Source organism: Novosphingobium album (ex Liu et al. 2023) (assembly GCF_029076845.1).
In the GTDB taxonomy this organism is placed as follows: Bacteria; Pseudomonadota; Alphaproteobacteria; order Sphingomonadales; family Sphingomonadaceae; genus Novosphingobium.
Genome location: NZ_JARESE010000041.1, coordinates 58,225 through 84,980 on the forward strand (window position 1 = coordinate 58,225; position 26,756 = coordinate 84,980).

General features: G+C 67.4%; 21 protein-coding genes. 5 read left to right on the forward strand and 16 right to left on the reverse strand.

Going from position 1 to position 26,756, the window contains the following annotated elements; translation table 11 throughout:
* Positions 1 to 2: 2 nt before the first annotated feature.
* Positions 3 to 647 carry a TetR/AcrR family transcriptional regulator gene (locus PYV00_RS12495; RefSeq protein WP_275228596.1) on the reverse strand — a complete coding sequence of 215 codons (645 nt, stop codon included), beginning with the start codon at positions 645 to 647 and terminating at the stop codon, positions 3 to 5.
* Between the two features lie 145 nt (positions 648 to 792).
* On the opposite strand from PYV00_RS12495, the gene PYV00_RS12500 reads away from it, so the two are divergent.
* Together PYV00_RS12500 and PYV00_RS12505 are read left to right on the forward strand one after the other, a co-directional pair.
* On the forward strand, positions 793 to 2,142 hold the full coding sequence (locus tag PYV00_RS12500; protein ID WP_275228597.1) for an aromatic ring-hydroxylating oxygenase subunit alpha: 1,350 nt from the start codon (positions 793 to 795) through the stop codon (positions 2,140 to 2,142).
* 70 nt (positions 2,143 to 2,212) lie between these two features.
* Positions 2,213 to 2,668, forward strand: coding sequence for a hypothetical protein (locus tag PYV00_RS12505; RefSeq protein ID WP_275228598.1), 456 nt, complete (start codon positions 2,213 to 2,215; stop codon positions 2,666 to 2,668).
* Between the two features lie 29 nt (positions 2,669 to 2,697).
* On the opposite strand, the gene PYV00_RS12510 is transcribed toward PYV00_RS12505, so the two are convergent.
* The 10 genes from PYV00_RS12510 to PYV00_RS12555 form a co-directional block, all read right to left on the reverse strand.
* Entirely contained in the window at positions 2,698 to 3,921 is a 1,224-nt protein-coding gene (locus PYV00_RS12510) for an MFS transporter (RefSeq protein WP_275228599.1), read from the reverse strand.
* Positions 3,922 to 3,977: 56 nt separating this feature from the next.
* Positions 3,978 to 4,916, reverse strand: coding sequence for an SMP-30/gluconolactonase/LRE family protein (locus PYV00_RS12515; protein WP_275228600.1), 939 nt, complete (start codon positions 4,914 to 4,916; stop codon positions 3,978 to 3,980).
* 21 nt (positions 4,917 to 4,937) lie between these two features.
* Entirely contained in the window at positions 4,938 to 5,816 is an 879-nt protein-coding gene (locus PYV00_RS12520; protein WP_275228601.1) for an NAD(P)-dependent oxidoreductase, read from the reverse strand.
* A gap of 4 nt (positions 5,817 to 5,820) precedes the next feature.
* Entirely contained in the window at positions 5,821 to 6,588 is a 768-nt protein-coding gene (locus tag PYV00_RS12525) for an SDR family NAD(P)-dependent oxidoreductase (protein WP_275228602.1), read from the reverse strand.
* A 49-nt stretch (positions 6,589 to 6,637) separates the two neighbouring features.
* Positions 6,638 to 7,834, reverse strand: a complete 1,197-nt coding sequence (locus tag PYV00_RS12530) for a CaiB/BaiF CoA transferase family protein (protein WP_275228603.1) — start codon at positions 7,832 to 7,834, stop codon at positions 6,638 to 6,640.
* Between the two features lie 2 nt (positions 7,835 to 7,836).
* Entirely contained in the window at positions 7,837 to 9,012 is a 1,176-nt protein-coding gene (locus PYV00_RS12535; RefSeq protein ID WP_275228604.1) for a CoA transferase, read from the reverse strand.
* An 11-nt stretch (positions 9,013 to 9,023) separates the two neighbouring features.
* Positions 9,024 to 10,232, reverse strand: a complete 1,209-nt coding sequence (locus tag PYV00_RS12540) for an FAS1-like dehydratase domain-containing protein (RefSeq protein WP_275228605.1) — start codon at positions 10,230 to 10,232, stop codon at positions 9,024 to 9,026.
* 161 nt (positions 10,233 to 10,393) lie between these two features.
* Entirely contained in the window at positions 10,394 to 10,975 is a 582-nt protein-coding gene (locus tag PYV00_RS12545) for a cysteine hydrolase family protein (protein WP_275228606.1), read from the reverse strand.
* The gene (locus PYV00_RS12550) at positions 10,972 to 11,643 is read right to left on the reverse strand and encodes a GntR family transcriptional regulator (protein WP_275228607.1); all 672 of its coding nucleotides are present in this window, start codon (positions 11,641 to 11,643) and stop codon (positions 10,972 to 10,974) included. Before PYV00_RS12550 ends, PYV00_RS12545 begins: the two co-directional genes overlap by 4 nt.
* The gene (locus PYV00_RS12555) at positions 11,643 to 12,878 is read right to left on the reverse strand and encodes a CaiB/BaiF CoA transferase family protein (RefSeq protein ID WP_275228608.1); all 1,236 of its coding nucleotides are present in this window, start codon (positions 12,876 to 12,878) and stop codon (positions 11,643 to 11,645) included. Before PYV00_RS12555 ends, PYV00_RS12550 begins: the two co-directional genes overlap by 1 nt.
* Before the next feature lie 101 nt (positions 12,879 to 12,979).
* On the opposite strand from PYV00_RS12555, the gene PYV00_RS12560 reads away from it, so the two are divergent.
* A complete protein-coding gene (locus PYV00_RS12560) occupies positions 12,980 to 13,810 on the forward strand; it encodes an FAS1-like dehydratase domain-containing protein (RefSeq protein WP_275228609.1) in 831 nt (276 codons plus the stop codon).
* 98 nt (positions 13,811 to 13,908) lie between these two features.
* A complete protein-coding gene (locus tag PYV00_RS12565) occupies positions 13,909 to 15,543 on the forward strand; it encodes an alpha-D-glucose phosphate-specific phosphoglucomutase (protein WP_275228610.1) in 1,635 nt (544 codons plus the stop codon).
* A 222-nt stretch (positions 15,544 to 15,765) separates the two neighbouring features.
* Here PYV00_RS12565 and PYV00_RS12570 read toward each other — a convergent pair whose 3' ends face one another.
* From PYV00_RS12570 to PYV00_RS12590, 5 genes are all read right to left on the reverse strand, one after another.
* Positions 15,766 to 17,100, reverse strand: coding sequence for a dicarboxylate/amino acid:cation symporter (locus tag PYV00_RS12570; protein ID WP_275228611.1), 1,335 nt, complete (start codon positions 17,098 to 17,100; stop codon positions 15,766 to 15,768).
* A gap of 296 nt (positions 17,101 to 17,396) precedes the next feature.
* Complete coding sequence (locus PYV00_RS12575) at positions 17,397 to 20,213, reverse strand: M14 family metallopeptidase (RefSeq protein ID WP_275228612.1); 2,817 nt, start codon at positions 20,211 to 20,213, stop codon at positions 17,397 to 17,399.
* A gap of 736 nt (positions 20,214 to 20,949) precedes the next feature.
* Positions 20,950 to 21,678 carry an aspartate/glutamate racemase family protein gene (locus tag PYV00_RS12580; RefSeq protein WP_275228613.1) on the reverse strand — a complete coding sequence of 243 codons (729 nt, stop codon included), beginning with the start codon at positions 21,676 to 21,678 and terminating at the stop codon, positions 20,950 to 20,952.
* Complete coding sequence (locus tag PYV00_RS12585) at positions 21,675 to 22,685, reverse strand: D-cysteine desulfhydrase (protein WP_275228614.1); 1,011 nt, start codon at positions 22,683 to 22,685, stop codon at positions 21,675 to 21,677. Before PYV00_RS12585 ends, PYV00_RS12580 begins: the two co-directional genes overlap by 4 nt.
* A gap of 343 nt (positions 22,686 to 23,028) precedes the next feature.
* Positions 23,029 to 23,937 (reverse strand): LysR family transcriptional regulator, encoded by a 909-nt coding sequence (locus PYV00_RS12590; protein WP_275228615.1) that lies wholly within the window; start codon positions 23,935 to 23,937, stop codon positions 23,029 to 23,031.
* A 363-nt stretch (positions 23,938 to 24,300) separates the two neighbouring features.
* On the opposite strand from PYV00_RS12590, the gene PYV00_RS12595 reads away from it, so the two are divergent.
* Positions 24,301 to 26,751 carry a DUF1592 domain-containing protein gene (locus PYV00_RS12595; RefSeq protein WP_275228616.1) on the forward strand — a complete coding sequence of 817 codons (2,451 nt, stop codon included), beginning with the start codon at positions 24,301 to 24,303 and terminating at the stop codon, positions 26,749 to 26,751.
* Positions 26,752 to 26,756 lie beyond the last annotated feature (5 nt).

Below are 26,756 nucleotides of genomic sequence, written 5' to 3' on the forward strand. Positions count from 1 at the left end.
CCTTACCAGCGGTCGCGCCCGGCGATCAGGTTGTCGACCATGCGTTCGATCCATGCGCGCCGCTCGGCCGGCGGAACGCGCCGCTGGCCGAGCATGGCCAGGCCGTGCCAGCCGCGCAGCAGCAGGATGAAGCTTTCGGCCGGCACTTCGGGCTGGCGGCACGCCACGCCGTCGGCCCGGGCGCAGGCCGCGATGAACCCGGTGATCTGGCCGATCCCGATCCGCGTCGTCTCGGCGGCGGCGGCGGCGACTTGCGGGAAGTGCTGCGCCGCGCCGTAGATCAGCCGGTTCACCTCCAGAAACGCGCCTTCCAGGCTGAAGGCCAGCGCGCGATCGGCATAGGCGATCAGGCCCTTGCGAAGATCGGGCGGACCATCGGACCGCAGCGCGGACAGCGCCGCCATCCGCTCTATCTGCTGGGTCATGATCGCGCGGAACAGATCGTCCTTGGTGGCAAAGCGCCCCAGCAGCGTCGTGCGCGCGACCTGGGCGCGCTTGGCGATGTTGCGCATCGAAGCCCCGCCATAGCCGCATTCGACGAATTCACGCAGCGCGGCGGCAAGCACCGCGTTCTCGATCTCGGCGGTATCCTCACTGCGCGGGCGGCCTCTGGGGCGCGGCCCCGCATCGGCGCGGAATACTGGCATTGTCCCGGTCAAATCCGCTTGCTCCCCGGCCTTTCGTGCCCGGCTCCATCTGCCCTCTTGCGAATAAACAGTCCATATGGAATATTTAATAGACACACGGATTCGGCGTCCCGCAGGGGGCGCACGATCGGGGAGAGGACAGGCCATGGCCACCAGGGCGGGCGAATTCGTCGACAATGCGCCGCGCATCGCGGAGCTGGACTTTTCCGCCATGCGGATGCGTGTGCCGACCGATCGGTATCATTCGGCCGAATTCGCCGCGCGCGAGCGGGCACTGCTGTGGATGCGATCCTGGCAATTCGTCGGCCGGGCGGACGACATTCCGCAAGCGGGCGACTGGATGGAATACCGCCTGTTCGACCAGTCGTTCGTGCTGGTGCGCGGGCGCGACGGCCGGATTCGCGGCTTCGTCAACGCCTGCCGCCATCGCGGCAATGCCTTTTGCGAGGGCAAGGGGCGCTCGGCACGGTTCACCTGCCCTTATCACAACTGGTCCTACGGGCTGGACGGCAAGCTCCTGGCGGTGGCCCGGCCCGATTTCACCGGCACGCTGGAAGAATTCGTCGGCGACAAGGACCAGTTGGGGCTGATCGAAGTGCCCGCCGATATCTTCGCCGGCTTCCTGTTCCTCAATCCCGATCGCGCCGCCGCGCCGCTGGGCGAGACGCTGGGCGAGGCCGCCGAACTGCTCGCGCCTTATCGGCTGGAGGAGATGGTGCCTTGCGGCCTCAACGTGCGCGAGGGCCTGAAGTGTAACTGGAAAGTCATCATGGATGCCTTCCAGGAAGGCTACCATGTGCAGGGCATCCATCCCGAACTGGTACCGGCGATGGACGAATCGCAGGAACGCTATCGCTTCCTGGGCGATCACAGCGTCGCGACGGCGCCGTTCGGCGCGGCGAACATGGCCCATTCCGGGCTGGACATCCAGATCGCCGCGATCCGCAACCTGCCGGCGACCTTTCCCGGCGTGGCCGACGCGCTGCCGCGCTTCGACGCACTGGTCGAACGCTATCGCGGCGCCGACGGCACACTGCCGGCCGATGCCAGCCCGCGCGACCTGCTGCAACGCGCCATGCGCGAGACGCTGGTGGCCAGGGGCCTCGACGTCGGCGGGCTGACCGACAACCAGATCAGCGACAACCAGTTCTGGATCCTGTTCCCCAACTTCTTCATGACCATCCATGCCGGCGAGGCGACGGTGATCGTCGCCCAGCCGCACACCAGCGGCGATCCCAACCGCTGCTTCTGGCACGTGATGAACCTGCAATGGTTCCCGCCCGAGGAACGCGCGGCGCGCCGCGCCGAATTGCTGGAAATCGCCGAGGGCGATCACTTCCCCTATTTCCTCGCGCTGGAGCAGGACTTCGCGCAGATGGAACGCCAGCAGCGCGGCCTGCGCAACCAGGCGCAGGCCAGTCTCACGCTGACGCGGCAGGAAGTGCGGCTGGCCCATTTCCACGCCGCGATCGAAAGCTGGGCGTACCGCGCCTGATCCGGGCGCCCGCCATCACGCCGCGAACCGACAGACCGCACCGATACACCGCACCGGGAGAACCCTTGCCATGGAAATCATCACCGCCACCGCGACCAGCGACGAACTTGGCCCCCTCACCCGGATCGTCAACGCCTATGCCGAAACCCACGGGCGGCTGACGGCGGCGGGAATCTCCTCGCCGGCGGACTGGGAGCCGCTGGGCGAATATGTCGCGATCGACGAATTCAGGCGCGTCGGCGCTTATCTGGAGGAATTCGACTGGCAAGAATATTGCCAGTTCCTCACCGACTGGGCCGAAGGTACCCGCTTCGAGATGACCGTGTTCCGCATCACCGAGGCCGGCCGCGTGGTGATCCAGGAGATCGAGGAGCGCCACTATCGCGGCGAGGAATTCATCCGCAAGAACGTGGTCGCGATCTATGCCTTCAACGCGGACAACAAGATCGTCCACCTCGACATCTATGAGCAGGCCAGCGATTCGGGCCGCTGGATCATCGAGGCGGCCAGCGCGGCGATGGCCTGAAGCGGCAGGCTCACCCCGGCATTGCGTTGCTAGGCGTGCGCCGCCACGCGCTGGCCGCCGAACCGGACGCCGGCCAGCGTGATCAGCCCCGCGGCGATCAGCACCACGCCTGAGGAATGGCCGAAGCGGGCGGCGGTCAGCGCTTGTGCCGCGATCGGCAGCAGCGCGCCGCCCACGATCCCGCCGCCGTTGAACGCCAGCGAAACGCCGCTGTAGCGCACGCGCACCGGAAACAGCGTCGCCAGCCAGCCGCCCAGCGGCGCGTTGGCAAAGCCGAGAACGAACATGGCCGCGCCCACCGCGAGGCCGGCAAGCAGCAGCGAGCCCGATTCGAGCCCGGCCTGGAAGCCCAGGCCGACCGCGACGGTGCCCAATGCGGCCACGGTCAGCAGCGGCGCGGGGCCAAGGCGATCGCCCAGGGCGCCGGCGATCAGGATCGCGCCGATATAAAGCAGGCTGGCGCCCATCTGCACCGCCAGGAAGGCCTGCCGGTCATAGCCGAGCGGTCCGCTCGCCTGCGCCAGCGCGAAAGCGGTGGCAAGGTAGAACAAGGCAAAGGTGGCGACCACGCCGGCGCTGCCGCACAGCACCGCGCGCCAGTGCCGCGTCAGCACTTCCAGGAAAGGCAGGCGCACCGGCGCGGCGCGCTTCAGCGCCTCGCGGAAGGCGGGCGTCTCCTCGATGCGGAAGCGGACATAGAGGCCCACCGCGACCAGCAATCCGCTGGCCAGGAACGGGATGCGCCAGCCCCAGGCCATGAACGCCGCATCGTCCATCGCCGCGCCCAGCGCCAGGAACACGCCATTGGCGGCAAGGAAGCCCAGCGGGGAGCCAAGCTGCATGATCGAAACGAAGCGGAAAGCCCAGCCTTCGGGCGCGTGCTCGGCCGCCAGCAGCGCCGCGCCGCCCCATTCGCCGCCCAGCCCGAAGCCCTGGCCAAAGCGCATCAGGCACAGCAGCGCGGGCGCGATCCAGCCCGCCGTCGCGTAAGTCGGCAGCAAGGCGACGGCGAGCGTGGACAGCCCCATCATCAGCAGCGAGGCGACCAGCGTGGACTTGCGGCCGATGCGATCGCCGAAATGGCCGAACGCCACCGCGCCGACCGGACGCGCGAAGAAGGCGATGCCGAAGCTCATCAGCGCCAGCAGGGTCTGCGCCGCCTGCGACTGGGCGGGAAAGAACAGCGGCCCGAACACCAGCGCGGCGGCCGTGCCGTAGATGAAGAAATCATAGAATTCGATCGCGGTGCCCATCAGCGCCGCGAACAGAACTCGCGCGTTGGTGCAAAACGGGTGCGGCGCCAAGGGGCTCAGCCCCGCTGGTGCAGCAGCGGCAGGCCGGCGCGCGGCCAGTCCACCGCGACCAGTCGCCCGGTGCCCGAGACGGTGATGAACGCGGTGCGCAAATCCTCGCCGCCAAAGCAGATATTGGTGCAGTAGGGCTCCGGCCCCTGCCAGTATTCCAGCTTCTCGCCTTCGGGCGAGAACACGCTGATCCCGCCCGTCACCAGCGTGGCGACGCAGATGTTGCCATTGGCTTCCAGCGCCATCGAATCGAAACGCTGGTATCCGCTCGCCCCGCCCACCATGGTGCCACCATTGGGCGAGGGCCAGGGTTCCTTCGCCAGTTCGCCGGGGCCGACGATCGGCCAGTGCCACAGCCGCCCGGTCTCCGTCTCCGAGACGTAGAGCGTCTTTTCGTCGGGCGAGAGGCCGCAGCCGTTGGGCGTGACCAGCGGGAATGCGGCCTGCCGGATGAACGATCCGTCCGCCGCCGCGAAATAGACCGCGCCGCAATCCATCTGCCGGCCATAGGTCTTGCCGTGATCGGTGAACCACATGTTGCCTTGCGCATCGAACACGATGTCGTTCGGCCCGTTGATCGCCACGCCGTCGCATTCGGTGTAGAGCGTGGTGACCTCGCCAGTGGCCAGATCGACCCGCTGGATCGAGCCGCCGGTATAGGCATCGGCGCGGCCATGCGGGCGCATGTAGCCATCGGCCTCGGTGATCCAGTTGAACCCGCCGTTGTTGCAGACATAGCAGGCGCCGTCCGGGCCGATGGCGGCGCCGTTGGGCCCGCCGCCCAGCTCGGCGGCGACTTCCTTGGTGCCATCGGGCAGCACGCGGATCAGCCGGCCGCCCTTGATCTCCACCACCAGCACCGATCCGTCGGCCATCGCGATCGGGCCTTCGGGGAATTCGAGCCCATCGGTGATCTGCCGGAATTCCAGCCGTTTCGTTTCCATCCTCGCCCTCCCCTGGTGGTCTTACGCGCGGTCGATCACCTCGATGATCGCCGGGAAATACTTGTCGCCGATACCCTGTTCGATCGCCGCGCGGTAGTATTCGGCGGCAAGGCGCGGCAACCGCGGCTCGACCTGCATCTGCTCGGCCAGCTCGATGGTATAGCCCAGATCCTTCAGCACATAGGGCGAAGGGAAGGCCTTTTCGGGAAACTGGCGCGGCACCATCGCCTTGAAGCAATGGTTGCGCAGCGCGAAGCTGTCACCCGAACCGAGCGAGACCGCCTCGACCAGCTTGGCCCCGGTCACGCCCGCCCGTTCGGCCACGACGACCATTTCGGCCAGCGCCGCCACTTGCTCGAACAGCAAGGTGTTGTTGATCAGCTTGACCACCTGGCCGCAGCCGACATCGCCGCAATGCGTCACGTCGCTGCCCATGTAGCGCAGCAGCGGCGCGATCCGCGCGAACAGCGCGTCAGCGGCGCCGACCATGATCGAAAGCGTGCCGTCGATCGCCGCCTGGCGCGTGCGCGCGACGGGCGCATCGGCGAAGAGCAGGCCCTTTTCCGCGAGCATGGCTGCGACCGCACGCGCCTCGGCAACGGCGGTGGTCGAAAGATCGACCACCACGGTTCCGGGGGCGGCATGAGCGGCGATCTCCTCGCACACCGCCGCCACCTGCTTGCCGCCGGGCAGCGAGAGGAAGATCACTTCGGCCTGCGCGGCCAGTGCCGCCACCGATGCGGCCGGCCGCGCGCCCGCGGCCCCCGCCGCTTCCAGCGCGGCCGGAACCCTGTCGAACGCGTAGACCGGGCCCTGGTGCTTGCGCGCGACATTGGCGCACATGCCCGAACCCATGACGCCCAGGCCGATGAAGCCGGCGGGAATTGTCTGATCGCTCATCGCCTCAATCCATCAACATGCCACCGTTGACGTCGAGCGTCGTGCCGGTGATCCAGTTCGATTGCGGCGAGCACAGGAACAGGATGCCCTGCGCGATATCCTCGGGCTGGCCATAGCGGCCGAGCGGGACATTGCTGTTGGCGGTCGGCCCGCTGGCCGGCGGCGGCGCGCCATCGGTGCACTTCTGCCACATCGGCGTCTCGACCGGGCCGGGGGCGATGATGTTGGCATAGACGCCATGCTTCGCGCCGGACTTGGCCACCCATTTCATCAGGCCATGCACCGCCGACTTGGCCGCCACATAGGCCGGGCCCGAGGCGACGCCGCCGATCTTGGCGGCGATCGAACCCAGCGCCACCATCTTGCCATAGCCCTGATCGACCATCACCGGATAGATCGCGCGCACCGGATTGACCACGCCCATGGTGTTGACGCGCCAGATCTTCTCCCATTCCTCGTCGCTGGCATCGGCCAGCGAGAGGTTGGAAATCGCGCCCGCGCAAGCGACCAGCACGTCGATGCGGCCATGCGCGGCCAGCGTGCCTGACACCACGCTGGCGGTATCCTCGGCAGAGGTCACGTCATAGCGTATGTAGTGGACGCGCTCGGCGCCTTCGAACGGGTTTTCCGCGCCCAGATCGGTGGCGATCACGGTCGCGCCCGCCGCCGCGAACGTGCGGACCACTTCGCTGCCGATGCCGCCGGCGGCACCCGTGACGATCGCGACTTGCCCATCCATGCGGGGCATCGCGCTTATCGGGATATCGACCATTCCTGTCTGTTCCTTCCTCTCCCGCCGGCGCCTGGTTCCGCCGGTACGGTCAGTAAATGATTTCAGCCTCTTCCAGCCTGCGCCGCTCCGCCCGGTCCATGCCGAGCAGCTCGCCGTAGACGTGATCCTCATGCTCGCCGAGCTTGGGCGTGCCGCGATGGATGCCCACGTCCGCGCCTTTCGACAGGCGCATCGGCACGCCGACGGCGGCGCGCACCGTGCCATCGGGCTCGACCACATCGACGATCGCCTTGCGCGCGCGCAGATGGGCATCGCCGGCCAGCTCGGGCGTGGTCCAGGAGGCATGGGCGGCAATGCCGTGGGCCTGCAGCGTCTCGGCCGCGGCATTGGCATCCTGCGTGGAGGTCCAGGCCGCGACAGCCTCGTCAAGCGCGGCCTGGTTGTCGTTGCGTGCGGCGGCGGTGGCGAAGCGCGGGTCGGCAGACAGCTCGGGCCGGCCCATCGCCTGGGCCAGCGCGTGCCATTGCGCATCACCGGCCACAGCGATGGCGATCCAGCGATCCTCGCCGCTGGCCGGATAGACGCCGTGCGGCGCCATGCGCGCGTGCGCATTGCCCATGCGGCCGGGCGCCCCGCCGGCGGCGGCGAGCAGCAGCGCCTCGCCCACCAGCGAGGAGGCCACGTCGCGCGCGGCGACATCCAGATGCGTGCCACGGCCGGTGGCGCGGCGCCGGTGCAGCGCAGCCATGACCGCCATCGCCGCGTTCATGCCCACGGTGTGGTCCATGACGTGGCGGATCTCGACCGGCGGCCCATCCTCGTATCCGGTCAGCGCGCCCAGCCCGCCCCAGGCGCCGAACAGCGGGGCATAGCCGGCGAAATGCGAATCCGGCCCGCTCTGCCCCGAGGACGAGACCGAGAGCATGACGATATCCGGCTTGACCGCCTTGAGCACGTCATAGCCCAGCCCCAGCCGGCCCATCACGCCCGGCCGGAAGCTTTCGGCCGCCACGTCGGACAGGCCGACGATGCGCTTGGCCAGCGCGATGCCTTCGGGCTTTTTCAGGTTGATGCGCACCGAAAGCTTGGTCGATGCCACCTGGTCGAACGTCGCCGGGCCCATGCGGCCATAGACCGGATGCGGCTTGCGGAACGCGTCGGGACGCATCGCGCTTTCGATCTTGATGACTTCGGCGCCCAGCTGCGACAGCAGGTGCGTGCAGAACGGCCCGGCATTGTGCACGGTGAAATCGGCGATGCGCAGGCCGGCAAGGGGCTTGGCCATGATCAGCCCTCCACTTTCTCGGCTTCGCGGCGGCTTTCGCCCAGCGCCGGCGGTCCGCCCGCCAGCGCCAGCGACGCGCCATCGAAATGGAAGGGCGAGACCAGCACGTCGAGCACGCCCGCGCCCGCCACCACCACCGGCTGGAACAGGCCGCGATGGCGGCATTGCGGATCGGCCAGGATTTCCTCGGGCGTCTTGTAGCGCGCCAGCGGCACGCCCAGCTTCTGGCCGGCATCGACGATATCGTCGACCTTGCGCACGGCCGCCCAGGCGCGGATGTGGCCATTGATCATCGGCCCTTGCCGGCTGCGTTCCAGCGGATCGCCCAGCGCGGGATCGAGCGCCCAGTCCGGCCGGCCGAGCAGGTCGACCAGCCCGTCCCACTGGCGCTGTTCCAGCGTCAGCAGCTCGACATGGCCATCGGCGCAGGGGATCACGCCGCCATAACGGAAGCTGCGCTCGACCCGGTGCTCGATCGAGCCGTCGCCCAGGCGCTGGATGGCGAAGGCGCCGACGGCAAGGCCGGCGTCCTGGCTGGAGATATCGACATACTGGCCGCCGCATCCGGGCCGCGCCCACAGCGCCGAAAGCGCGCCCAGCGCGGCGGCGATGCCGCCCTGCATCGTGCCGAAATGGCCGAAGATCTTGAGCGGGGGCCGATCGGGAAACATCTCCACCGCCAGCCCGTTGGGCAGCAGGTTGCCCTCGCCCGAAGCGTGCTGGACGATCAGGTCCTCGCCGGTCCAGCCCGCCTTGGGCCCGCTCGCGCCGAAGGGCAGGACCGAGACATGGATCAGATCGGGATGGCGCCCGGCGACGGCCGCCTCGTCGAGCCCTAGGGCAGCGCGATCGGCCAGCGGCGTATCGTCGATGAACACGTCCGCCTCGCCCAGCCGCGCCGCGAGCCGTGCGTGATCCTGGCCGCCGGCCAGGTCGAACACTTCGCTGTCCATGCCGGCGGCAAGATAGGCGAACAGCGCGCTCATGCCGCTCTCGCCGCCATCCTGGCCGGGCAGGAACGGAGGCTCACGCCGCAGCGCCGAACCTTCGGGCGGCTCGGCCAGCAGCACGCGCGCGCCCAGCACGCCCAGCAGCCGCGCGGCATAGGCCGCCGCGACACCGGAGGCGTGCGCGACGACCCGCAATCCCGCAAGCGGCCTGATCTCCTCTTCCGACACGCAGCCTGGCCCTAGCGGACGACCGGCAGCTCGAGATCGAGATTGGCGCCATCGACGAACACCTTGATGTTCGGGTCGAGCGAGGGCAGCACCACCGTGGCCAGGCCCGGCGTGGTCAGCTCGCCGCGCTGGTTCTCGCCCTTGATCTCGATATCGACGAGGGCGTGGCCGTCCTTGACGTACTTGCGCGTCACCTTGCCGCGCGCCCAGGTGCAATCGCCCATGGTGTTGAAGCGGCTCATGCGGGTCTTGATGCGCTTGAGGAAGCCGGCATCGCCCATCCAGTTGGTGACGAGGCTGGCCATCCAGGCCGAACGCTGCGGGCCGTAGTCATAGACGCCGGGCACGCCCACTTCCTTGGCGGTCGATTCGCGGTGGTGGCCGATGCCGGTATATTCGATGCCGCCGCCCGCTTCGGGGTTGCGGAAGAAGTGGCCGGGGTGCTTGACCGCGTTCTTGAAGATCACGCCGTGGGTGTGGCCGCGGCCGCAGCCGACCAGGAAGCCCATGGTGTCCATCAGCGAGAGCGGACCGCGCACGATCTCGGGCAGTTCCTCGCCTTCCTGGACTTCTTCCCAGTAACGCACGTTGCCGCCGCGCATGTTCTTCTCTTCGTCCAGGATCGCCTGGTCGATGCGCTCGAACTCCTCGGGGGTGTATTCGTGCGTCTTGATGTCGGCATACTTGCCGGCCTCGCGCGCGGCCTTGCGCTCGTGCCGGGTGCAGGTGCCGAGCGCGCGGCTGACCAGTTCGCCGCGCTGGTTGTAATAGCTGGCCTCGACATACTGGAGCACCAGCGTGCCGGAGAACTGGCTTTCCTTCACTTCGACGCCGACGACGCGCTCGATCGCGGTGATGCGATCGCCGGGGCGGATGTGGCGGAAGATCTCCCAGTCGTTGCCCGCATAGAAGCCATGCACGCCCGGCAGGCCCCAGCGGGTGCGGCCGACCCAGCCGAATGCCATCGGGAAGTTGGGGTGGGCGACCATCGAGCCATGGCGCGACAGGCGGCCATGCTCCAGATCGCGGTACAGCGGATTGAGATCGCCGATGCCGTTGCAGAAGTTGCGGATCGTGTCCTCGGTCGCGTCCTGCAGATAGGGCCCTTCGGGCCGCAGCTGCATACCGATCATGTTCTCGGCGGCCTTGATCGCCTCGGGCGTGATCTTGCCTTCGGCCGGCGCCGCGCCGACTTCCTTGTCCTTCACCTCGGTGGTCATGTCTTGCTCCTCTTCGGGCGCCGGAAAGGCTTCGCTTTGCGCCGGATTCGTTCAGATTGTGGATAATGCATTATTTTGCCGGATAGCGAGAGTCCAGTGCGCCGGGCATCCCCGACGCAAAAAAGTCTCGTTCAATCGCGGGGCTGGGGCTGGCGCCGCGCTCAGGCGGCCCAGTCGAACTCCGTCGAAGCGACGATCGCGCCGTAGCGGCCCATGCAGGCGATCGCGTGCATGTGCTCGTCGGGCGTCACGCCGGCGCAGCAATCCTCCAGGATCACCACTTCGTAGTCGCGATCATGCGCCTCGCGCGCGCCCGAATGGACGACGCCATTGGTCGAAACGCCGCACATGACGATCCGCTCGATCCTGTTGGCGCGCAGGATCGCTTCGAGCGAGGTGGCATAGAACGGGCTGACCCGGTGCTTGACGATGTCGAAGTCGCTCGGCTCGGGCGCGATCGCGGGATGGACTTCGGTGCCCTTGGTGCCGAGCTGGAAGATGCCGTTCTTGCGCGCGCCGGAAAAGATCGGCGAAGCCTCGGGCACCTCGCGGTAATCGCTGGAAAAGCCGACGCGGACATAGCCCACTTGCGCCCCGGCCGCGCGCGCGGCGGCGATGGCGGCGGCGGTGTTGGCCAGCACGCCGCGCTCCTTGCACTGGATGCCATAGGTCTGGGCGTTGAAGCCGTCCTCGGCCACCAGGTCGTTCATCATGTCCATGACGAGGAAAAGGGTCTTTTTCATAGCGATCTGCTCTCCGCTGAAGGGGGATTGGGCAAGCTGGCGACCGAGTCGCGCAATTCCTGGAAACCGGCCTCGATGTGCTGGCGCGTGGCCAGCATGGCGGCGCCGGCGTCGCCCGCGATCAGCGCCGCGAGCATCTCGTCATGCTCGTCGGCCGCGCGGCTGACCCGGCCCTTGAGCCGGTTGATCAGATCGAACGGATAGCGCGCCCACAGGATCTGCACGAAATGCAGCGTCTGCGGCATCGCCGCGATGGCGAACATGCGGTGGTGGAAGCGATAGTTCGCCGCGCGCGCCGCCTCGTTGTCGCCCGCCGCGAACGCGCTGGCGAATTCGGAAGCCAGCACTTTCAGCTCGGAAATGTCGGCCCCGGTCACGTTCTCGGCCGCGCCGCGCACGAGCTGGGTTTCCAGCAGGATGCGCAAGTTGAGCACCTCGCGCGAGGTTTCGAGGTCGAACGGGGCGACCGTGGCGCCGCGATAGCTGTCCCCGATCACATAGCCTTCGGCCGCCAGCAGCTTGAGCGCCTCGCGCACCGGCGTGATGCTGGTGTTGAGCATCGTGGCGATTTCCTGCTGCTTCAGCCGCGCGCCGCGCGCGAAGCGGCCGGAAATGATCCCTTCACGAAGAAAATCAGCAACCTGCTCTTCCTTCGTGCGAAATTCCATCACGTCGATTCCGTTTTCTGCCGCACGGGCGCCCAGGCAAAGTCCCCCGGCTGGTAAGCCTTGGCCGCGCCCGAGGACAAGAGGCTTGCCGCCGCCTCGTCGCTGTAGCCCAGCTCATGCAGCAGTTCCACGGTATGCTCGCCGATCTCGGGCGGCGGCAGGTTCGGCACGACCTCGCCCTGCCCGGCGAATTCGGGAACCTCGAAATGAAGGCCCCGGAAATCCAGCTCGCGCAGCTTGCCCGGCTGGCGCGCCTGCGGGGTTTCGAGCACGCGTTCCAGCGGCATGACTTCGTTGAAGCCCAGCCCCGCCGCGCGCAGCCGCGCGCTCACGTCGTCGAAAGTGAACTGGCCCACCGCCGCGCGCACCGCCGCCTCCACCTCGTCGCGCCGCTGCTTGCGGTCGCGCAGCCTGGCGTATTCGGGCACGCCATCCTCGGGCATGGCGAGCGCGCGCGTCAGCTTGGCCCAGTGCGCGTCGGTCAGGATCAGCAGGTAGACCCAGCGCTGGTCGGACGTCAGGTAGGAGCCATAGCCGGGCATCGAGAACTCGCCGCCGCCCTCTTTCTCCAGCCGACCGAGAAGCTGGGTCTTGAGCTGCATCCCGGCAAGGTCGCGCGCGGCCAGGTGCAGCCCGGTCTCGTACAGGCCGATCTCGATGCGCCGGTCCGCTTCGGTGGCGTACGGGTTGAGCATCGTGCCCAGCACGCGGATCACCGCGTAAGTGCCGGCGAACTGATCGTGATAGGACGGGCCGAAGCGGGTCGGGCGGCCATCGACGCGGTGATCGTCCATCGCCCCGGTCGCCGCTTCGGCGATCGGGTTGGTCATCAGGTCATCGGCCTGCGGCCCATGGGTATAGCCCTTGACGTGGACGTGGATGATGCCGGGATTGGCCGCCATGCAATCGTCCGCCGTCACCCCCAGCTTGCGCGCGGCGGAAGGGGCCAGGTTGTGGATCACCACGTCGGCCGTGGTGGCCAGCTTGCGGAAGATCTCCTTGCCGCCTTCGGTGGTGAGATCGAGGCAGATCGCCTTCTTCGAATGGCTGTAGGCGATGATCGTGCCCGAAGGCCCGCCGCGCACCAGCGCGCGAGTCGTATCGCCGGCCGGCGGCTCGATCTTGATGACCTCCGCCCCCAGTTGCGACAGGATGTGCGTGGCGAAAGGCGCGGCGATCATCGTGCCCAGTTCGAGCACGCGGCGGCCGGCAAGGGGTTGCGCGGAAGCGGTCATGCGTTTCTCGATAAAGATAATGCATTATATATCAAGTCTGGCGATTGTCCGCGCGCGCGGCTATGGCCTGCCGGATTCGGCAAATGCGGGAGAAGCGTGGCGTGAGCGAAGACTTTTCGGGCTGGGTGGGCAAGCAGGAACAGGCCGCCGACCGGCTGGAGCCGGCGCGATCGAACGCGCTGCGCGCCGCGCTCGGCCATCCGGCGCCGCTTGACGCAGGCGCGGTGCTGCCACCGCTGCACCACTGGCTCTATTTCTGGAACGTCCAGCCGCCAGCCGCGCTCGGCGCCGACGGGCATCCGGCCAAGGGCGGCTTCCTGCCGCCGGTGCCCCTGCCCCGCCGCATGTGGGCGGGCGGGCGCCTGGAATTCGTGCGTCCGCTGCATCTGGGCGAAGCGGTGTCGCGCACCTCGACGATCCTTTCGGTGGAGGCCAAGAGCGGGCGCAGCGGCGACCTGATCTTCGTCACCGTGCGGCACGAGATCGCCGGCGAAAGCGGCCCGGCGGTGATCGAGGAGCAGGATCTGGTCTATCGCGGCGCGGCCGCGCCCGGTTCGATCAAGGCGCCCTCGCCCCATACCCCGGCGATCACCGCCGCCGCGCACGAAGTGATCGCGCCCGACAGCGTGCTGCTGTTCCGCTATTCCGCGCTGACCATGAACGGCCACCGCATCCACTACGACCGGCCCTATGCGATGGACGAGGAGGCTTATCCCGGCCTGGTCGTGCACGGGCCGCTGCAGGCCACGCTGCTGGCCGATCTTGCCGCGCGCCAGGGTCGCACGCTCAAGACCTTCCGCTTTCGCGGCATGTCCCCGGCGTTCGACGGCACGCCGCTGCACGTCTGCGGCGACTATCGCGACGACGGCGCGGACGTGTGGACCCAGCAGGGCGAGACGCGCTGCATGGAGGCAAGCGCCACGTTCGGCTGACCGCGCGGCACGCGCCGGAACCCGCGCCAAACCGCGTGCAGTCGCGCTTTGGCGCGGCTAAGGTGATTCGCGTTTCGCCAGTCTCGCCATCATCAGGGATGATCATGATCCGCACCGTGCCGACCCAGCCGTTCGAAGGACAAGTGCCCGGCACCTCGGGCCTCAGGAAGAAAGTCCGGGTTTTCCAGCAGGCCAATTACGCGGAGAATTTCATCCAGTCGGTGTTCGACGCGGTGCGACCCGAGGCCGGCGCCACGCTGGTGATCGGCGGCGACGGGCGCTTCCTCAACCGCACGGTGATCCAGCAGGCGATCCGCATCGCCGCCGCCAACGGCTATGGCCGCGTGCTGGTGGGCCGGGGCGGCATCCTTTCGACCCCGGCCGCCAGCCATCTGATCCGGCTTAACCGGGCGAGCGGCGGGCTGATCCTGTCGGCCAGCCACAATCCCGGCGGACCGGACGAGGATTTCGGCATAAAGTACAACATCGCCAATGGCGGCCCCGCACCCGAAGGCGTGACCGGGGCGATCCACGCGCGCACGCTGGAGATCGACCGCTGGCTGACGGTGGATACGCCCGATGTCGATCTCGATACGCCAGGCACTGTCGCTGTCGCCGGCATGGCCGTGACCGTGGTCGATCCGGTGGCCGATTATGCCGACCTGATGGAAACGCTGTTCGATTTCGCCGCGATCCGCGCGGCGGTGGCTGGCGGCTTCACCATGCGCTTCGACGCGATGAGCGCCGTGACCGGGCCCTATGCGATCGAGATCCTGGAGAACCGGCTGGGCTTTGCCCGTGGCACCGTGGTCAACGGCGTGCCGCTGGAAGATTTCGGCGGGCACCATCCCGATCCGAACATGATCCATGCCAAGCCGCTGTTCGACCTGATGATGGGGCCCGACGCGCCCGACCTCGGCGCGGCCTCGGATGGCGATGGCGATCGCAACCTGATCATCGGGCGCGGCCGCTTCGTCACCCCGTCCGATTCGCTGGCGATGCTGGCGGCGAACATGCATGTCGCGCCCGGATACCGGGCCGGGCTCAAGGGCATCGCCCGCTCGATGCCGACCAGCGCCGCCGCCGACCGCGTGGCCGCGGCGCTGGGCATCGCCTGCTATGAGACGCCGACCGGCTGGAAGTTCTTCGGCAACCTGCTCGATGCCGGCATGGCGACGATCTGCGGCGAGGAAAGCGCGGGCACCGGATCGGACCATGTGCGCGAGAAGGACGGGCTCTGGGCCGTGCTGCTCTGGCTCAATATCCTGGCGGTGCGCGGGATATCGGTCGACGCGCTGGCGCGCGAGCACTGGGCGCGGTTCGGCCGCAACTATTACGCACGGCACGATTACGAAGGCATCGACAGCGGCGCGGCCAATACCCTGATGGCCGAACTGAAGGACAAGCTGCCCACGCTGGCCGGCGCAAGCTTCGGCCCGCTGAGCGTGCAGGCGGCCGACAGCTTTTCCTACACCGATCCGGTCGATCACTCGGTCAGTTCCAACCAGGGGCTGCGCGTGATCTTCGCCGATGGATCGCGGATCGTCTTCCGCCTTTCGGGCACCGGCACGCAAGGCGCGACGCTACGCGTCTATCTGGAGCGCTACGAACCGGCGAGCGGCGCGCTGGACGCGGAAACATCCGCCATGCTCGCCGACCTGATAGCCGCCGCCGGAACGATCGCCGGCATCACGCGCCACACCGGCCGCACCGCGCCCGACGTCATCACCTGAGAGGCTTGCACCTGAGAGGTTTGCGTGGCCATGCGCTTAATGGCGCATGGACGGCACCGGCCCGCGCCCCCACCCGGCCTCGCATGACGGTATGCTTCCGTGGGAGGCCGGGTGGGGGCGCGGGCCGGTGCCGCTATGAAATGCGCTCTTCCGCGCATTTCCCGACAATCTCTCCCCTCACCCGATGCGCGCCACCGCGCATCGGGTGAGGATCGCGCACGATCAGCCCTTGCGCTCGTCCGTGACCATGTCCTCGGCCAGCTCCAGGCCCGCCAGACCGCCGGCGGCGGTGTGCGCCGGAGCGTGCGGGTGCTCGACATATTCGGGCTCTTCCACCTCCAGCATCCCTTCCCACTTGGTGACGACCGAGGTGGCGATGGCATTGCCCAGCACATTGGTGGCGGTGCGGCCCATGTCCATGAAGTGATCGACCGCCAGGATGAAGGCCACGCCTTCGATCGGCAGGTTGAACTGGCCCAGCGTCGCCGCCACCACCACCAGCGAGGCGCGCGGCACGGCGGCGATGCCCTTGCTCGTCACCATCAGCACCAGCAGGATGGTGATCTGCGTCATCACCGGCACGTCGATGTTATAGGCCTGCGCGATGAACAGCGTCGCGAAGCTGGCGTACATCATCGACCCGTCCAGGTTGAAGCTGTAGCCCAGCGGCAGGATGAAGCTGTAGATGCGCCGGGGCACGCCGAACCGATCGAGCTGTTCCAGCATCTTGGGATAGGCCGCTTCGGACGAGGCGGTGGAAAAGGCGATCAGCACCGGCTCGCGCACATAGCGGAGCAGGCGGAACAGCCGCTTGCCCAGCACCGCGAAGCCGGCGGCGGCCAGCAATATCCACAGCACCATCAGCGTCAGGTAGAATTCGCCGATCAGCTTGCCGAACGTCACCAGCACGCCGATGCCGTCCTTGGTCACGGCGGCGGCCAGCGCGCCAAACACCGCCAGCGGCGCGAAACGCATGACATAGCCGGTGACTTGCAGCATCAGTTCGACCAGCGATTCCACCACCGCCAGGATCGGCTTGCCCTGATCGCCGATCGCGGTGAGCGCCACGCCGACGAACAGCGAGAAGACGACGATCTGGAGGATCTGGTTGGTCGCCATCGCATCGACCGCCGACGTCGGAAACACGTGCAGCACGAAATCGGCGAAGTTGAGCGCGCTGGCATCGACGCCGGAATTGGCTGCCCCGTCGCGCACCAGATTGAGCCCGTCTCCGGGGGAGAACAGGTTGACCGAGATCAGCCCCAGGCTGATCGAGATCAGGCTCGCGGTCAGGAACCAGGCGATCGCCCGGCCGCCGATGCGGCCCAGCGCCGCGCTGTCCCCCATGTGGGCGATGCCCGCCACCAGCGTGGAAAGTACCAGCGGCGCGATGATCATCTTGATGAGATGCAGGAAGATATCGGCGAGCAGGTGGAAATAGTCGGCCACCGTCTTGGCCCGTTCCGCATCGCCGCCGACGATCGCATGGGCGACCACCCCGGTCGCTATCCCCAGAATCATGCCGAGGATGATGTATGTCGTGAGTTTTCGTTCCATGCCTACCTTGTGCTTCCTTCCGGCGGGGGGGCGATCCATGTCGAGTGCGGAACATGGCCTAGTCGATAGGCACGGCTGCCGCCAGAGACACAAGCACGAAAACGACCGCGAACCGGGACGGACGAACCTTGCCCTGCCACCGTTACGGATGCTGCGAACGGACACCGCGAACGCGATCGCCGGGAGCGCGGGTTCCAGACCGGGCGAAGGCGGGGCCGCCTGGCCCGGCCGGCCGAATGCCGGACGGCAAAAAGGAAGGGCGGAAGGCCACGAGGGTCTTCCGCCCTTCAGGTCCGTCAGTCGTCGGAACCGTTGTCTCCGGCCTTGCTCGGGCCGTAGTAAATGCCGTTGAAGAGGTACTTGAACGTCGCGTAAGGCTGGCCGCGCTGCGTCACTTCGGGAGCAAGCAGGAACACGCGGCCCTTGCCGAGCGAAGCGTCGACAATGGCGGTGGTGCCCTTCAGCGTCTTCTGGCCCCAGGCCCAGCCCGAACGCAGCGGATCGTCCTTATCATACCAGGCGACGCGGCGCAGCGAGGGATCGCCTTCAGCGAACGTGAAGGCCGGGCTGTTGTAGTAGAACACGTCCGAATTCGCGGGCAGGCCATAGGCGAGCGGCTGCGCGATATCGACGGTGGTGGCAAGGATCGAGCCCGGCACATAGAACTTGGTGTCGGGCAGCGGCACCTGCTTGCCGTCCTTGTCGGTCGTGGTCAGGGCGTTGCGCAAGGGCAGGCCCAGCTTTTCGCCCATGGTCGTGGCATCGCCCACGGCGATGACCGTGCCGCCGCCGCGCGCGAAGGCGGTGACCGCCGGGATGGTCTTTTCCGGGGTCAATGCGCCGAGCATCGCACGATATTCGGCCGGGATGCTGGCGGGCGCCGGCTGCGAGCGCGAGCCACGGCCCTGGCGGCCGAACACGTCGCTCTGGAAGATCAGCACGTCGTATTTCTTGTTCAGGTTGCCCGCGTCAAGCTCCTGCGGGAACACCTTGGTATAGGCGAACTCGTACTTGTCGAACAGCCAGCGGTTCCAGCCCGAGGCCATCGAGCCGCCATAGATATCGACCAGGCCGATGCGGGTGGGCTTGAGCTGGATCATCTCGCCGGCCGGGCGCGCGTCAACCGCATGGGCATCGATGCCGAGCGGCGACACGCTGTCGCCGATGATCGCGGTCGCCTTGGCAGAGGCGGGGATCCACAAGGCGCCCGGCGCCATCTGCTCGCCATCGACCGTGGTCGCCGATTTCAGCCAGTAGACCTGCTGGCCCGCCTTCATCAGCCGGTTGGTCAGCGTGAAGCTGTTGTTGGTGGCATGGCTGACGACATAGCCCGCCTTGCCCGTGCCGATCACGCGGCCGGCCGGCGGGGTCTCGATCACGTCGGGCACCGCCGGGAACTGCGGCGGCGCGGTGTCGAGGATGCGGTCGAACTTCACGTTCATCTGGTAGGCCAGCGTATAGCCGGTGATGTCATAGGGCCGGACCGGCGGGCCGCCCGGATAGGCGAAGTCCTGCGGGTGGTCCTGCGGCTCGAACATGTCGAGCACGTGCGGGCGGAACGCCTGGTCGGAGCGCACGATATAGGAGCCGGCCGGATAGGACTTGCCGTCCAGCGTGAAGGGCTTGTCGGCCGTCTGCACCTCGATCCCCGCCTTGAGCAGCGAGTTCAGGAAAGCGACGGTGGTGGGCATGTCCGGCTGGCTGTCGGCCGGGATGATATAGGCGCGCGGCGCGCGATAGGCCGGATCGTGCAGCACGGTATCGTAAAGGCCGCTGTCGACGATGTCGCGCGTGTTGTAGCCGGTCAGGCCATCGAGCGGGCTGCCCGCGTTCTTGGCGCGGCTGTCCGCGCCGGCCTGCTCCAGCGCCTGGATGCGCTTGGGCGTGACGATCCAGCTGTCCTCGCTGCCCTTGGCGATCTGGTTGCGGCCCATGACATAGCGATTGTACAGCAGCGTCTCACGATAGCGCGACGCATAGTCGAGCACGGCGCGGTCCATCGTCTTCACATAGTCGATCGACTGCTGGAAATGCCATTCCTGCGGCGCGATCGGCTCGGCCAGATCGCCGCGCGGCAGCTGGTTCTTGGGCACCAGCGGGATTTTCATCGGGGTGGGATTGCCGATGATCTCGGTCAGGATGCCGAGCACGTTGTGGAAATAGCCGATCGTGCGGACACCGCCGTTGAACCAGGTGGAATAAGGCGCGCCCGAACGCATCACCGAGCCCGGCTTGCCTTCGGCGATCAGCCGCGCATGCATACTGTAGCCCAGCATGTCGGTCTGGTTGATGACCAGCGATTCGTAGTTGTAGTTGAACGGATCGCGGAACGGCGGGATGAACACCACCGTGCCGACCGGCCCGGTCTGATGCTCGTTATAGATGATCTGCGGGAACCATTCGCGATAGGACGCGCGGTTCATGTTGGTGGTTTCGGGCTGGTTGGCGGCGAAGCTGTCGCGATTGTTATCGTGGCCGACGTACTTCTGGTAAAGCACCGGCAAGTCGTCGGTGGTCCGCGCCTTGGGGTCCTTGGGGCCCATGTACCAGTTGGCCACCAGTTCCAGCCCGTCCGGGTTGGCGAAGGCGAACAGCATGATGTCATCGTTCAGCAGCCGCAGCGTTTCGGGATCGTTGCCGGTCAGCATCTCGTGGATGATCTGCACATGGGTCTGCGCGTTGACGATCTCGCTCGCGTGCAGGCCGGCGTCGATCCAGACCATGGCCTTGCCTTCGCGGGCCAGCGCATGGGCCTGCTCGTCGGTCAGCCCCTTGGCCCACGCCAGCTTCTGCGCGATCTGGCGATGATGCTCCAGATTGCGGATGTTCTCGGGCGAGGACACGATCGCCATGTACTGCTCGCGCCCTTCGGCGGTCTTGCCGATACTGACCAGCTTCATCCGGTCGCTCTGCTTGGCGATGGTCTGCAGCCAGGCCGAAATCTGCGTGTAGTTGGCCAGGAAGTAGTCCGAACCGGGCTTCGCCTTGAACACGGCCTCGGGCGGGGTGATCTGGGCGGTGGTGGCCGGAGCGGTCTGCGCGGCGACGGGAAGCGGCGCCAGAGGCGTCACGGTCATCGCCAGCATCGTCGTTGCAAGCAGGAATTTGCGCATCATGGTGTCCTTGTTACTGTTGAGCCCTGGGCCACGATCCTGGTGAGAAAGCAAACGCGCCGATTATCGCCAACGGCGCCGCAAAAAGGCCGCGCCGGGCCAGGCCGGCAAGCCGGCGTGGTATCGCGGCTCACGCTCCACCCGCGAACCGACGCTACCGGCGGACGCGGTGCTTTCGGCCGAAGAGACGGATGCCGGGCACGATGCCGGCTCGTCCAGCGGCGGCAACAGCCGGATAATGTAACGCATAGGCGGCCCCCCTGTCTGGCGCCTTGCGATGGAAGCCCGTTGCTTATGCGTGCCGCTGCCGGCACGGGTTCATCGATCCTTCATCGCATTGGCGGCAATACGCGATCTAAACTCCGCCTCTCCATTCCGCGAGTATATGCGGCCCGTTTCGATTTGCGCGTCTTTTCCAGCGCTTCGGGCTTTCAAAGGTTTGCGGCGCCCATAGCTTGACGCTATGGGCCGAAGGCGCGTGACATCCGCGCGCGTGCGCTGGCGCCGCCCCTGGACGCGCGATGTTGCAGCACAATGACTTGCGCGAAGAACTGGGACTTGCGCGAAGAACTGGCGACTTGGGAACATGAGGGTTTTCGCCCCGAACCGGAATGTCCGGCCCCGAGGCGACGGCGAACGCCATAGCCTCACCCCGGCTCAAGGCCGGGTGAGGCTATGCGTGTAACGGTGGAGATTTAAGCCCTGAAATACGCGCCCCGGCAGCCTATTAGGCAGCCTATTGGCCGGGAAGCGCCTCGCCCCGGGCATAGGCGACGGTGCGCAGGGCCAGCACGTCGGTCGAATCGAGCATCGGCACGTCAAGGTCGCCGTCGGCCAGCAGCAGCGGCACTTCGGTGCAGCCCGCGATGATCACCGAAGCGCCCTGTTCGATCAGCGCGTTGGCGACAAGGCGCATGTCCTCGATCGAGCCCCGGCTCTTGTCGCCGCGCTTGATCGCCCAGACCGTATCCATGAACCGGCGGCGCAGCGCGCCCTGGGGCGTGACGGCCTCGATCCCGGCCGGCGCCAGCGCGTTTTCATACAGGCGGGCGTCGGCGCAGCCATTGACCGCAAGCACGCCAACCCGCTCAACGCCGGGAAAGCGCGTCCGCAGCGCGGCAACCGCTTCGTCGATCAGGCTGACGAAGGGCACCGGCGTCGCCGCGCGCACCGCATCGGCGAAGGCGTGGGCCGCGTTGCACGGCATGACCAGGAAATCGACTCCGGCGCGCTCCAGCCCCCGGGCCATGTCGGCCAGGAACGGCGCGGGCGAAGGGCCCGTGCCGGCGACGGCGGCATTGCGGTCGGGCACGGCCGGATTGCTGTCGACGATCAGCCGGACATCGTCCTGCTCGCGCCCGCCCGGCCCACGCGATCCTTGCGAATGGACCAGCACTTTCGCCATGAAATCGATCGTGGCGGCCGGCCCCATGCCGCCCAGCACACCGGCGGTCCGACGCGTCATTGCGCGGCGGCGGCGCCGCTCAGGATCGGCTGGTAGGCATAGAGCGCGGGCGAGCCGCCGGTGTGAACGAACAGCACGCGCTCATCGCGGCCGATCTCGCCGGCGCGGATCAGGCCGATCAGGCCGGCGGCGGCCTTGCCGGTATAGACCGGATCGAGCAGGATGCCTTCGAGCGAGGCGAACATGCGCACCGCCTCGACCATTTCGTCGGTCGGCAGCGAATAGCCGGGGCCGACCCATTCGTCACGGCACACCACCGCTTCGCGCGGGACGGCGGCGACGCCGGCATAGTCGGCGATCTGCGCGGTCAGCGCGTGGATATTGGCTTCCTGCTCGGCCGCCGGACGGCGCACGTTGATCCCGGTGATGGGCAGCCCCGCGCTGTTGGCGTTGAAGCCGACCAGCAGGCCGGCGTGCGTGCCGCCGCTGCCGCTGGCCACGACCACGCGATCGAATTCCAGCCCCATGTCGAAGCCCTGCTGCAGGATCTCCTCGGCACAGGCGGCATAGCCCAGCGAGCCGATCGCGTTCGAACCACCGCCCGGAATGATGTAGCCGGTGCGGCCCTCGGCGGCGAGCGCCTGCCGTTCGGCTTCCATCGCCGCGTTCAGATCGTCGCCGGCGTTGACCACGGTGATCTTTTCGACCCCCAGCAGATCGAACAGGAAATTGTTGCCCGAGGCATCGGCGCGGTAGCTGCCGGGAACGCGCTGCTCCAGCACCAGACGGCACTTCAGCCCTTCGCGCACCGCGGCGGCGGCGGTCAGCCGGCAGTGGTTGGACTGGACCGCGCCGACCGTGATCAGCGTGTCCGCCCGCTGCTTCAGCGCCTCGGCCACGAGGAATTCCAGCTTGCGGGTCTTGTTGCCGCCGGACGTGAGGCCCAGCAGGTCATCGCGCTTGACGTACAGTTGCGCGCCGCCAAGGTGCCCGGACAAATGCTCCATTCTTTCGATCGGCGTCTGGCTGAGCGTGTAACGACGGCGAGGAAAGCGAGCAAGTTGCATGGGTGTGTCCCGTAGACTGGCAATGAATGACTATGATCGCAAGGCAGCGATCCACTCGATAGCCGTGAATTTGAGCAGGCGGGAATGTATTGGCTGGCCAACACCTGCCCCGCGATCTCTCAAATGGCTCGGGTTTATTCCCCCGAAAGCGGCTCTTCCTATTTGGCGGTGATGGCCTGTCGCCGCAAGAGGGGAGCCGTTTCAGTGATTTACGACGCCCATAACCTTTGGGCATGGCCTTGCGGCCGCAAAGCCGCGCGGCCATGCCCAGGCGGTGCGCATAATTGGGAGGTTGTTGGGAAATGCGCGGAAGAGCGCGTTTCAGAGCGGCACCGGCCCGGCCCTACAAAGCCGGCGCGTCCGTCGGCAGGCCATCGGCGATCACTTGCCGCTGCACGTCCAGAAAAGCGCGCGAGATCCGCGACAGCGGCTGGCGCACCAGGTGCAGCGCCTTCAACTCGAACGTCACCGCCGGCTTCACCGGCCGGAAGCACAGGTCCGGCGAGACGAAGCCCTGCGCGGTGAATTCGTCGACGATCGCCACGCCCACGCCGTTCTTCGCCAGCGCGGCGGCGATATAGACCGAATGCGCCACCACGCTGCGCCCGGCGTCGGCGGCCAGCTTGTAGGCGGCCTGCCCCACCAGATCGGCGATCGCCACGCTGGGTGAGAAGCGGATCACTTCATGGCGCTGCAGCGTTTCCAGATCGATCTCGCCGTTCTCGTCCTCGGCCATGCCCCGGCTCATCAGCGCGCCCACGCGGCCTTGCCCCACCGAGACGCCGGCGATGTCCGGGTCTTGCAGCAAGTGGTGGCCGATCACGAAATCGCACTCGCGCGAGGTCAGCACCGCGCGGAACTCGTCATGGTGCAGCGCGCGCACGTCCACCGTCACGCGCGGGGCCAGGCTGCGGAAACGCGCGATGCTGGCCGGCGTCACCGAAAACGACAGCGAGGGCAGCACGCCCAGCCGCAAGTGCCCTTCGGCCATGGTGCGCAAGTTGCGCGCGGTGCGCTGGAACACCGCGATCTGCTTGTGCAGTTCGTCCACCTCGCGGAACAGGGCATGGGCCTCGTCAGTCGGCGCGAGACGGCCGCGCACCAGCCGGAACAGCGAAAAGCCCAGGCACGTCTCGGTATGCTTGACCACCTTGCTGACCGAAGGCTGCGAGACATTGAGCAGGCGCGAGGCCGCGCTGATCGAGCCTGCCGAATAGACCGCGTGGAATACTTCAATCTGCCGCAGATTCATGATGCAACTCTTTCCAACCTTGTCGCTCTCTCCACTCCCTGGACGGACGGTTATCCCAGCCTCGAAACGTGCAAAAATTCACCGCTAACATGAGACAACCGATCGCCGCCAGCCCCCGCGTGGCGGCCCTGTGGCCGCACGTCCCGCGCCGGCATCGGCCGGGCCGGTGAGCCAGCGCCGGGGGCGCGCTATTTTTGCGCTCCCACCGTGCCTTTAATGGCAATGGACGGCAACAGGGCCCCTCGATAGGCAAGGCTTCCAGGCACACCCGCCGGGTCGGGAAAGATCGAGCCCGGCCGCACCGCGCGATGACAGCGACGGCGGCGGCGGTGGCGGGCCGGCGGGACAACTGGATCGGAAATGATGAGCCTGAAGCGGCGTCCCACCATCGGCAGCAGCGCGCTTGCGCTCAGCCTGCTCGTCACCGCCGCGTCGCTTTTCGCCAGCGTGCGCGGGGACGAGCCGGCCGATGCGGCCCAGCCGCGGCCCGCCGCGTTCGCCGATGCCGCCGAAGCCGGGCCGCCGGCCATGCTTGAGCAGTATTGCGCGCGCTGCCACAACGATATCGACATGGTCGCCAGGCTGTCGGTGGAGGACTTGCGCCGCGCCGACCTGGGCCAGGGCCGGCATAACGAAGCCTGGGAGAAGATCCTGCGCCGCGTCCGGCTGGACGAGATGCCGCCGCATGGCAAGGCCCAGCCCGATCCCGCGACGCGCGCGGCTTTCCTGGCCTGGCTGGAAACCGCGCTCGATGCCTATGCCGCCGCGCATCCCGATCCCGGCCGGGCGACGATCCGCCGGCTCAATCGCGTCGAATACGCCAATGCGGTGCGCGACCTGCTGGCGCTGAACGTCGATTTCAGCCGCGAGCTGCCGCAGGACAATTCGGGCTATGGCTTCGACAATATCGCCGATGTGCTCAGCGTCTCGCCCACGCTGATGGAGCGCTATGTCGCGGTGGCCGGCAAGATCGGCCGGCTGGCGACGGGGCTGACCTCGACGCGCGAATTCGTCACCACCTATGAAGTGCCCAAGGACGGCTCGGTGATGAATTCCGGCCGCCCCGCCTATAACGAACGGGCCAGCGAGCTGCTGCCGCTCGGCTCGCGCGGGGGCGGCGCGTTCCGATACTACGCCCGCTATGACGGCGAATACGAGATCAGCGCCTATCTCAACGCCAATACCAACAACGAGACCGACCGGCTGGCCGAAGACAAGGTGAGCCTGCGCGTGCCGCTCAAGGCCGGATCGCATGTGATCGGCATGTCGTTCCGCCGCGAGATCGCGCCGGACGAAAGCGTGCAGACGCTGCGCAACACGCTCGATGTCGTGCCGCTGCCGCTCGATCCGCCGAAGATGCTGCCGCTGGACGTCTGGGTGGATGGCGCGCGCGTCAGGCAGCTTGGCGTGCCGTCCTACCGGATGCATCCGCGCTATTCGCAGCGGAACTTCCCGCGCGACGTGCTGGAGATCGAGGTGGCGGGCCCCTTCGCCGCCGCCGGCGCCGGCGACACCCCCAGCCGCCGGCGCATCTTTGTGTGCCGGCCCCGGCGCGCGGCGATGGAAGAAGCCTGCGCGCGCCAGATCGTCGCCGCGCTGGCCCGCCGGGCCTATCGCCGTCCCGTGACCGAGGCGGACCTGGCCCCGCTGCTGCGCATCTATGCCGCCGAGCGCGCGGGATCGGATTTCGCGCATGGCGTGGAAGCGGCGGTCGAGGCGATCCTGGTCTCGCCGTACTTCCTCTTCCTGGTCGAGCAGGACCCGCAAGGCAGCGCGCCGGGCAGCGTCCATCGCCTCGGCGACCTGGAACTCGCCTCGCGCCTCTCGTTCTTCCTGTGGAGCAGCATTCCCGACGATACCCTGCTCGATCTGGCCGAGCAGGGCCGGCTGCGCGACCCCGCCGTACTCGACGCACAGATCACGCGGATGCTGGCCGATCCGCGTGCCGCGGCGCTAACCACCAATTTCGCCGGGCAATGGCTGTACTTGCGCAATCTGGACCAGCAGCGCCCCGATATCGCCGTGTTCCCGCGCTTCGACACGCGGCTGCGCGGGGCGATGGCCAGCGAGACCGAGATGTTCTTCAGTTATGTGCTGAAGACCAACCGCAGCGTGCTCGATTTCATCGCCGCCGATTACACCTTCCTCAACCAGCGGCTGGCCGAGCATTACGGCATTCCCGGCGTCAACGGCACCGCGTTCCGCAAGGTCAGCCTTGATCCGGCGTGGCATCGCGGCGGATTGCTGGGGCAGGCCAGCATCCTGACGGTGACGTCCTACGGCAACCACACGTCGGTGGTGAAGCGCGGCAAATGGGTGCTCGACAACATGCTTGCCGCGCCCCCTCCCCCGCCGCCGCCCGACGTGCCCGCGCTGAAGGAAACGCACGACGGCCGGCTGCTGACCGCGCGCGAACAACTGGAACTGCACCGCACCAACCCGACTTGTGCCGCCTGCCATGTGAAGATGGACCCGCTGGGCTTCGCGCTCGAAAATTTCGACGCGATCGGCGGCTATCGCACGCGCGACGCGGGCCAGATGATCGACGTTGCGGCGAAAATGCCCGACGGCACGCAGTTCTCCGGGCTCACCGGCCTCCAGCAGATCCTGCTGGACCGCAAGGACGAGTTCACCATGGCCTTCACCGAACGGCTGATGACTTATGCGCTGGCGCGCGGGATCAGCTCGCGCGACATGCCGGCGATCCGCGCGATCACGCGCAAGGCCGCCGCCGACGGCTACCGCATCCAGACCATCGTCAAGGGCATCGTCACCAGCGATGCCTTCACTCTGCGAAAGACCCCTGACAGATGAAGGTT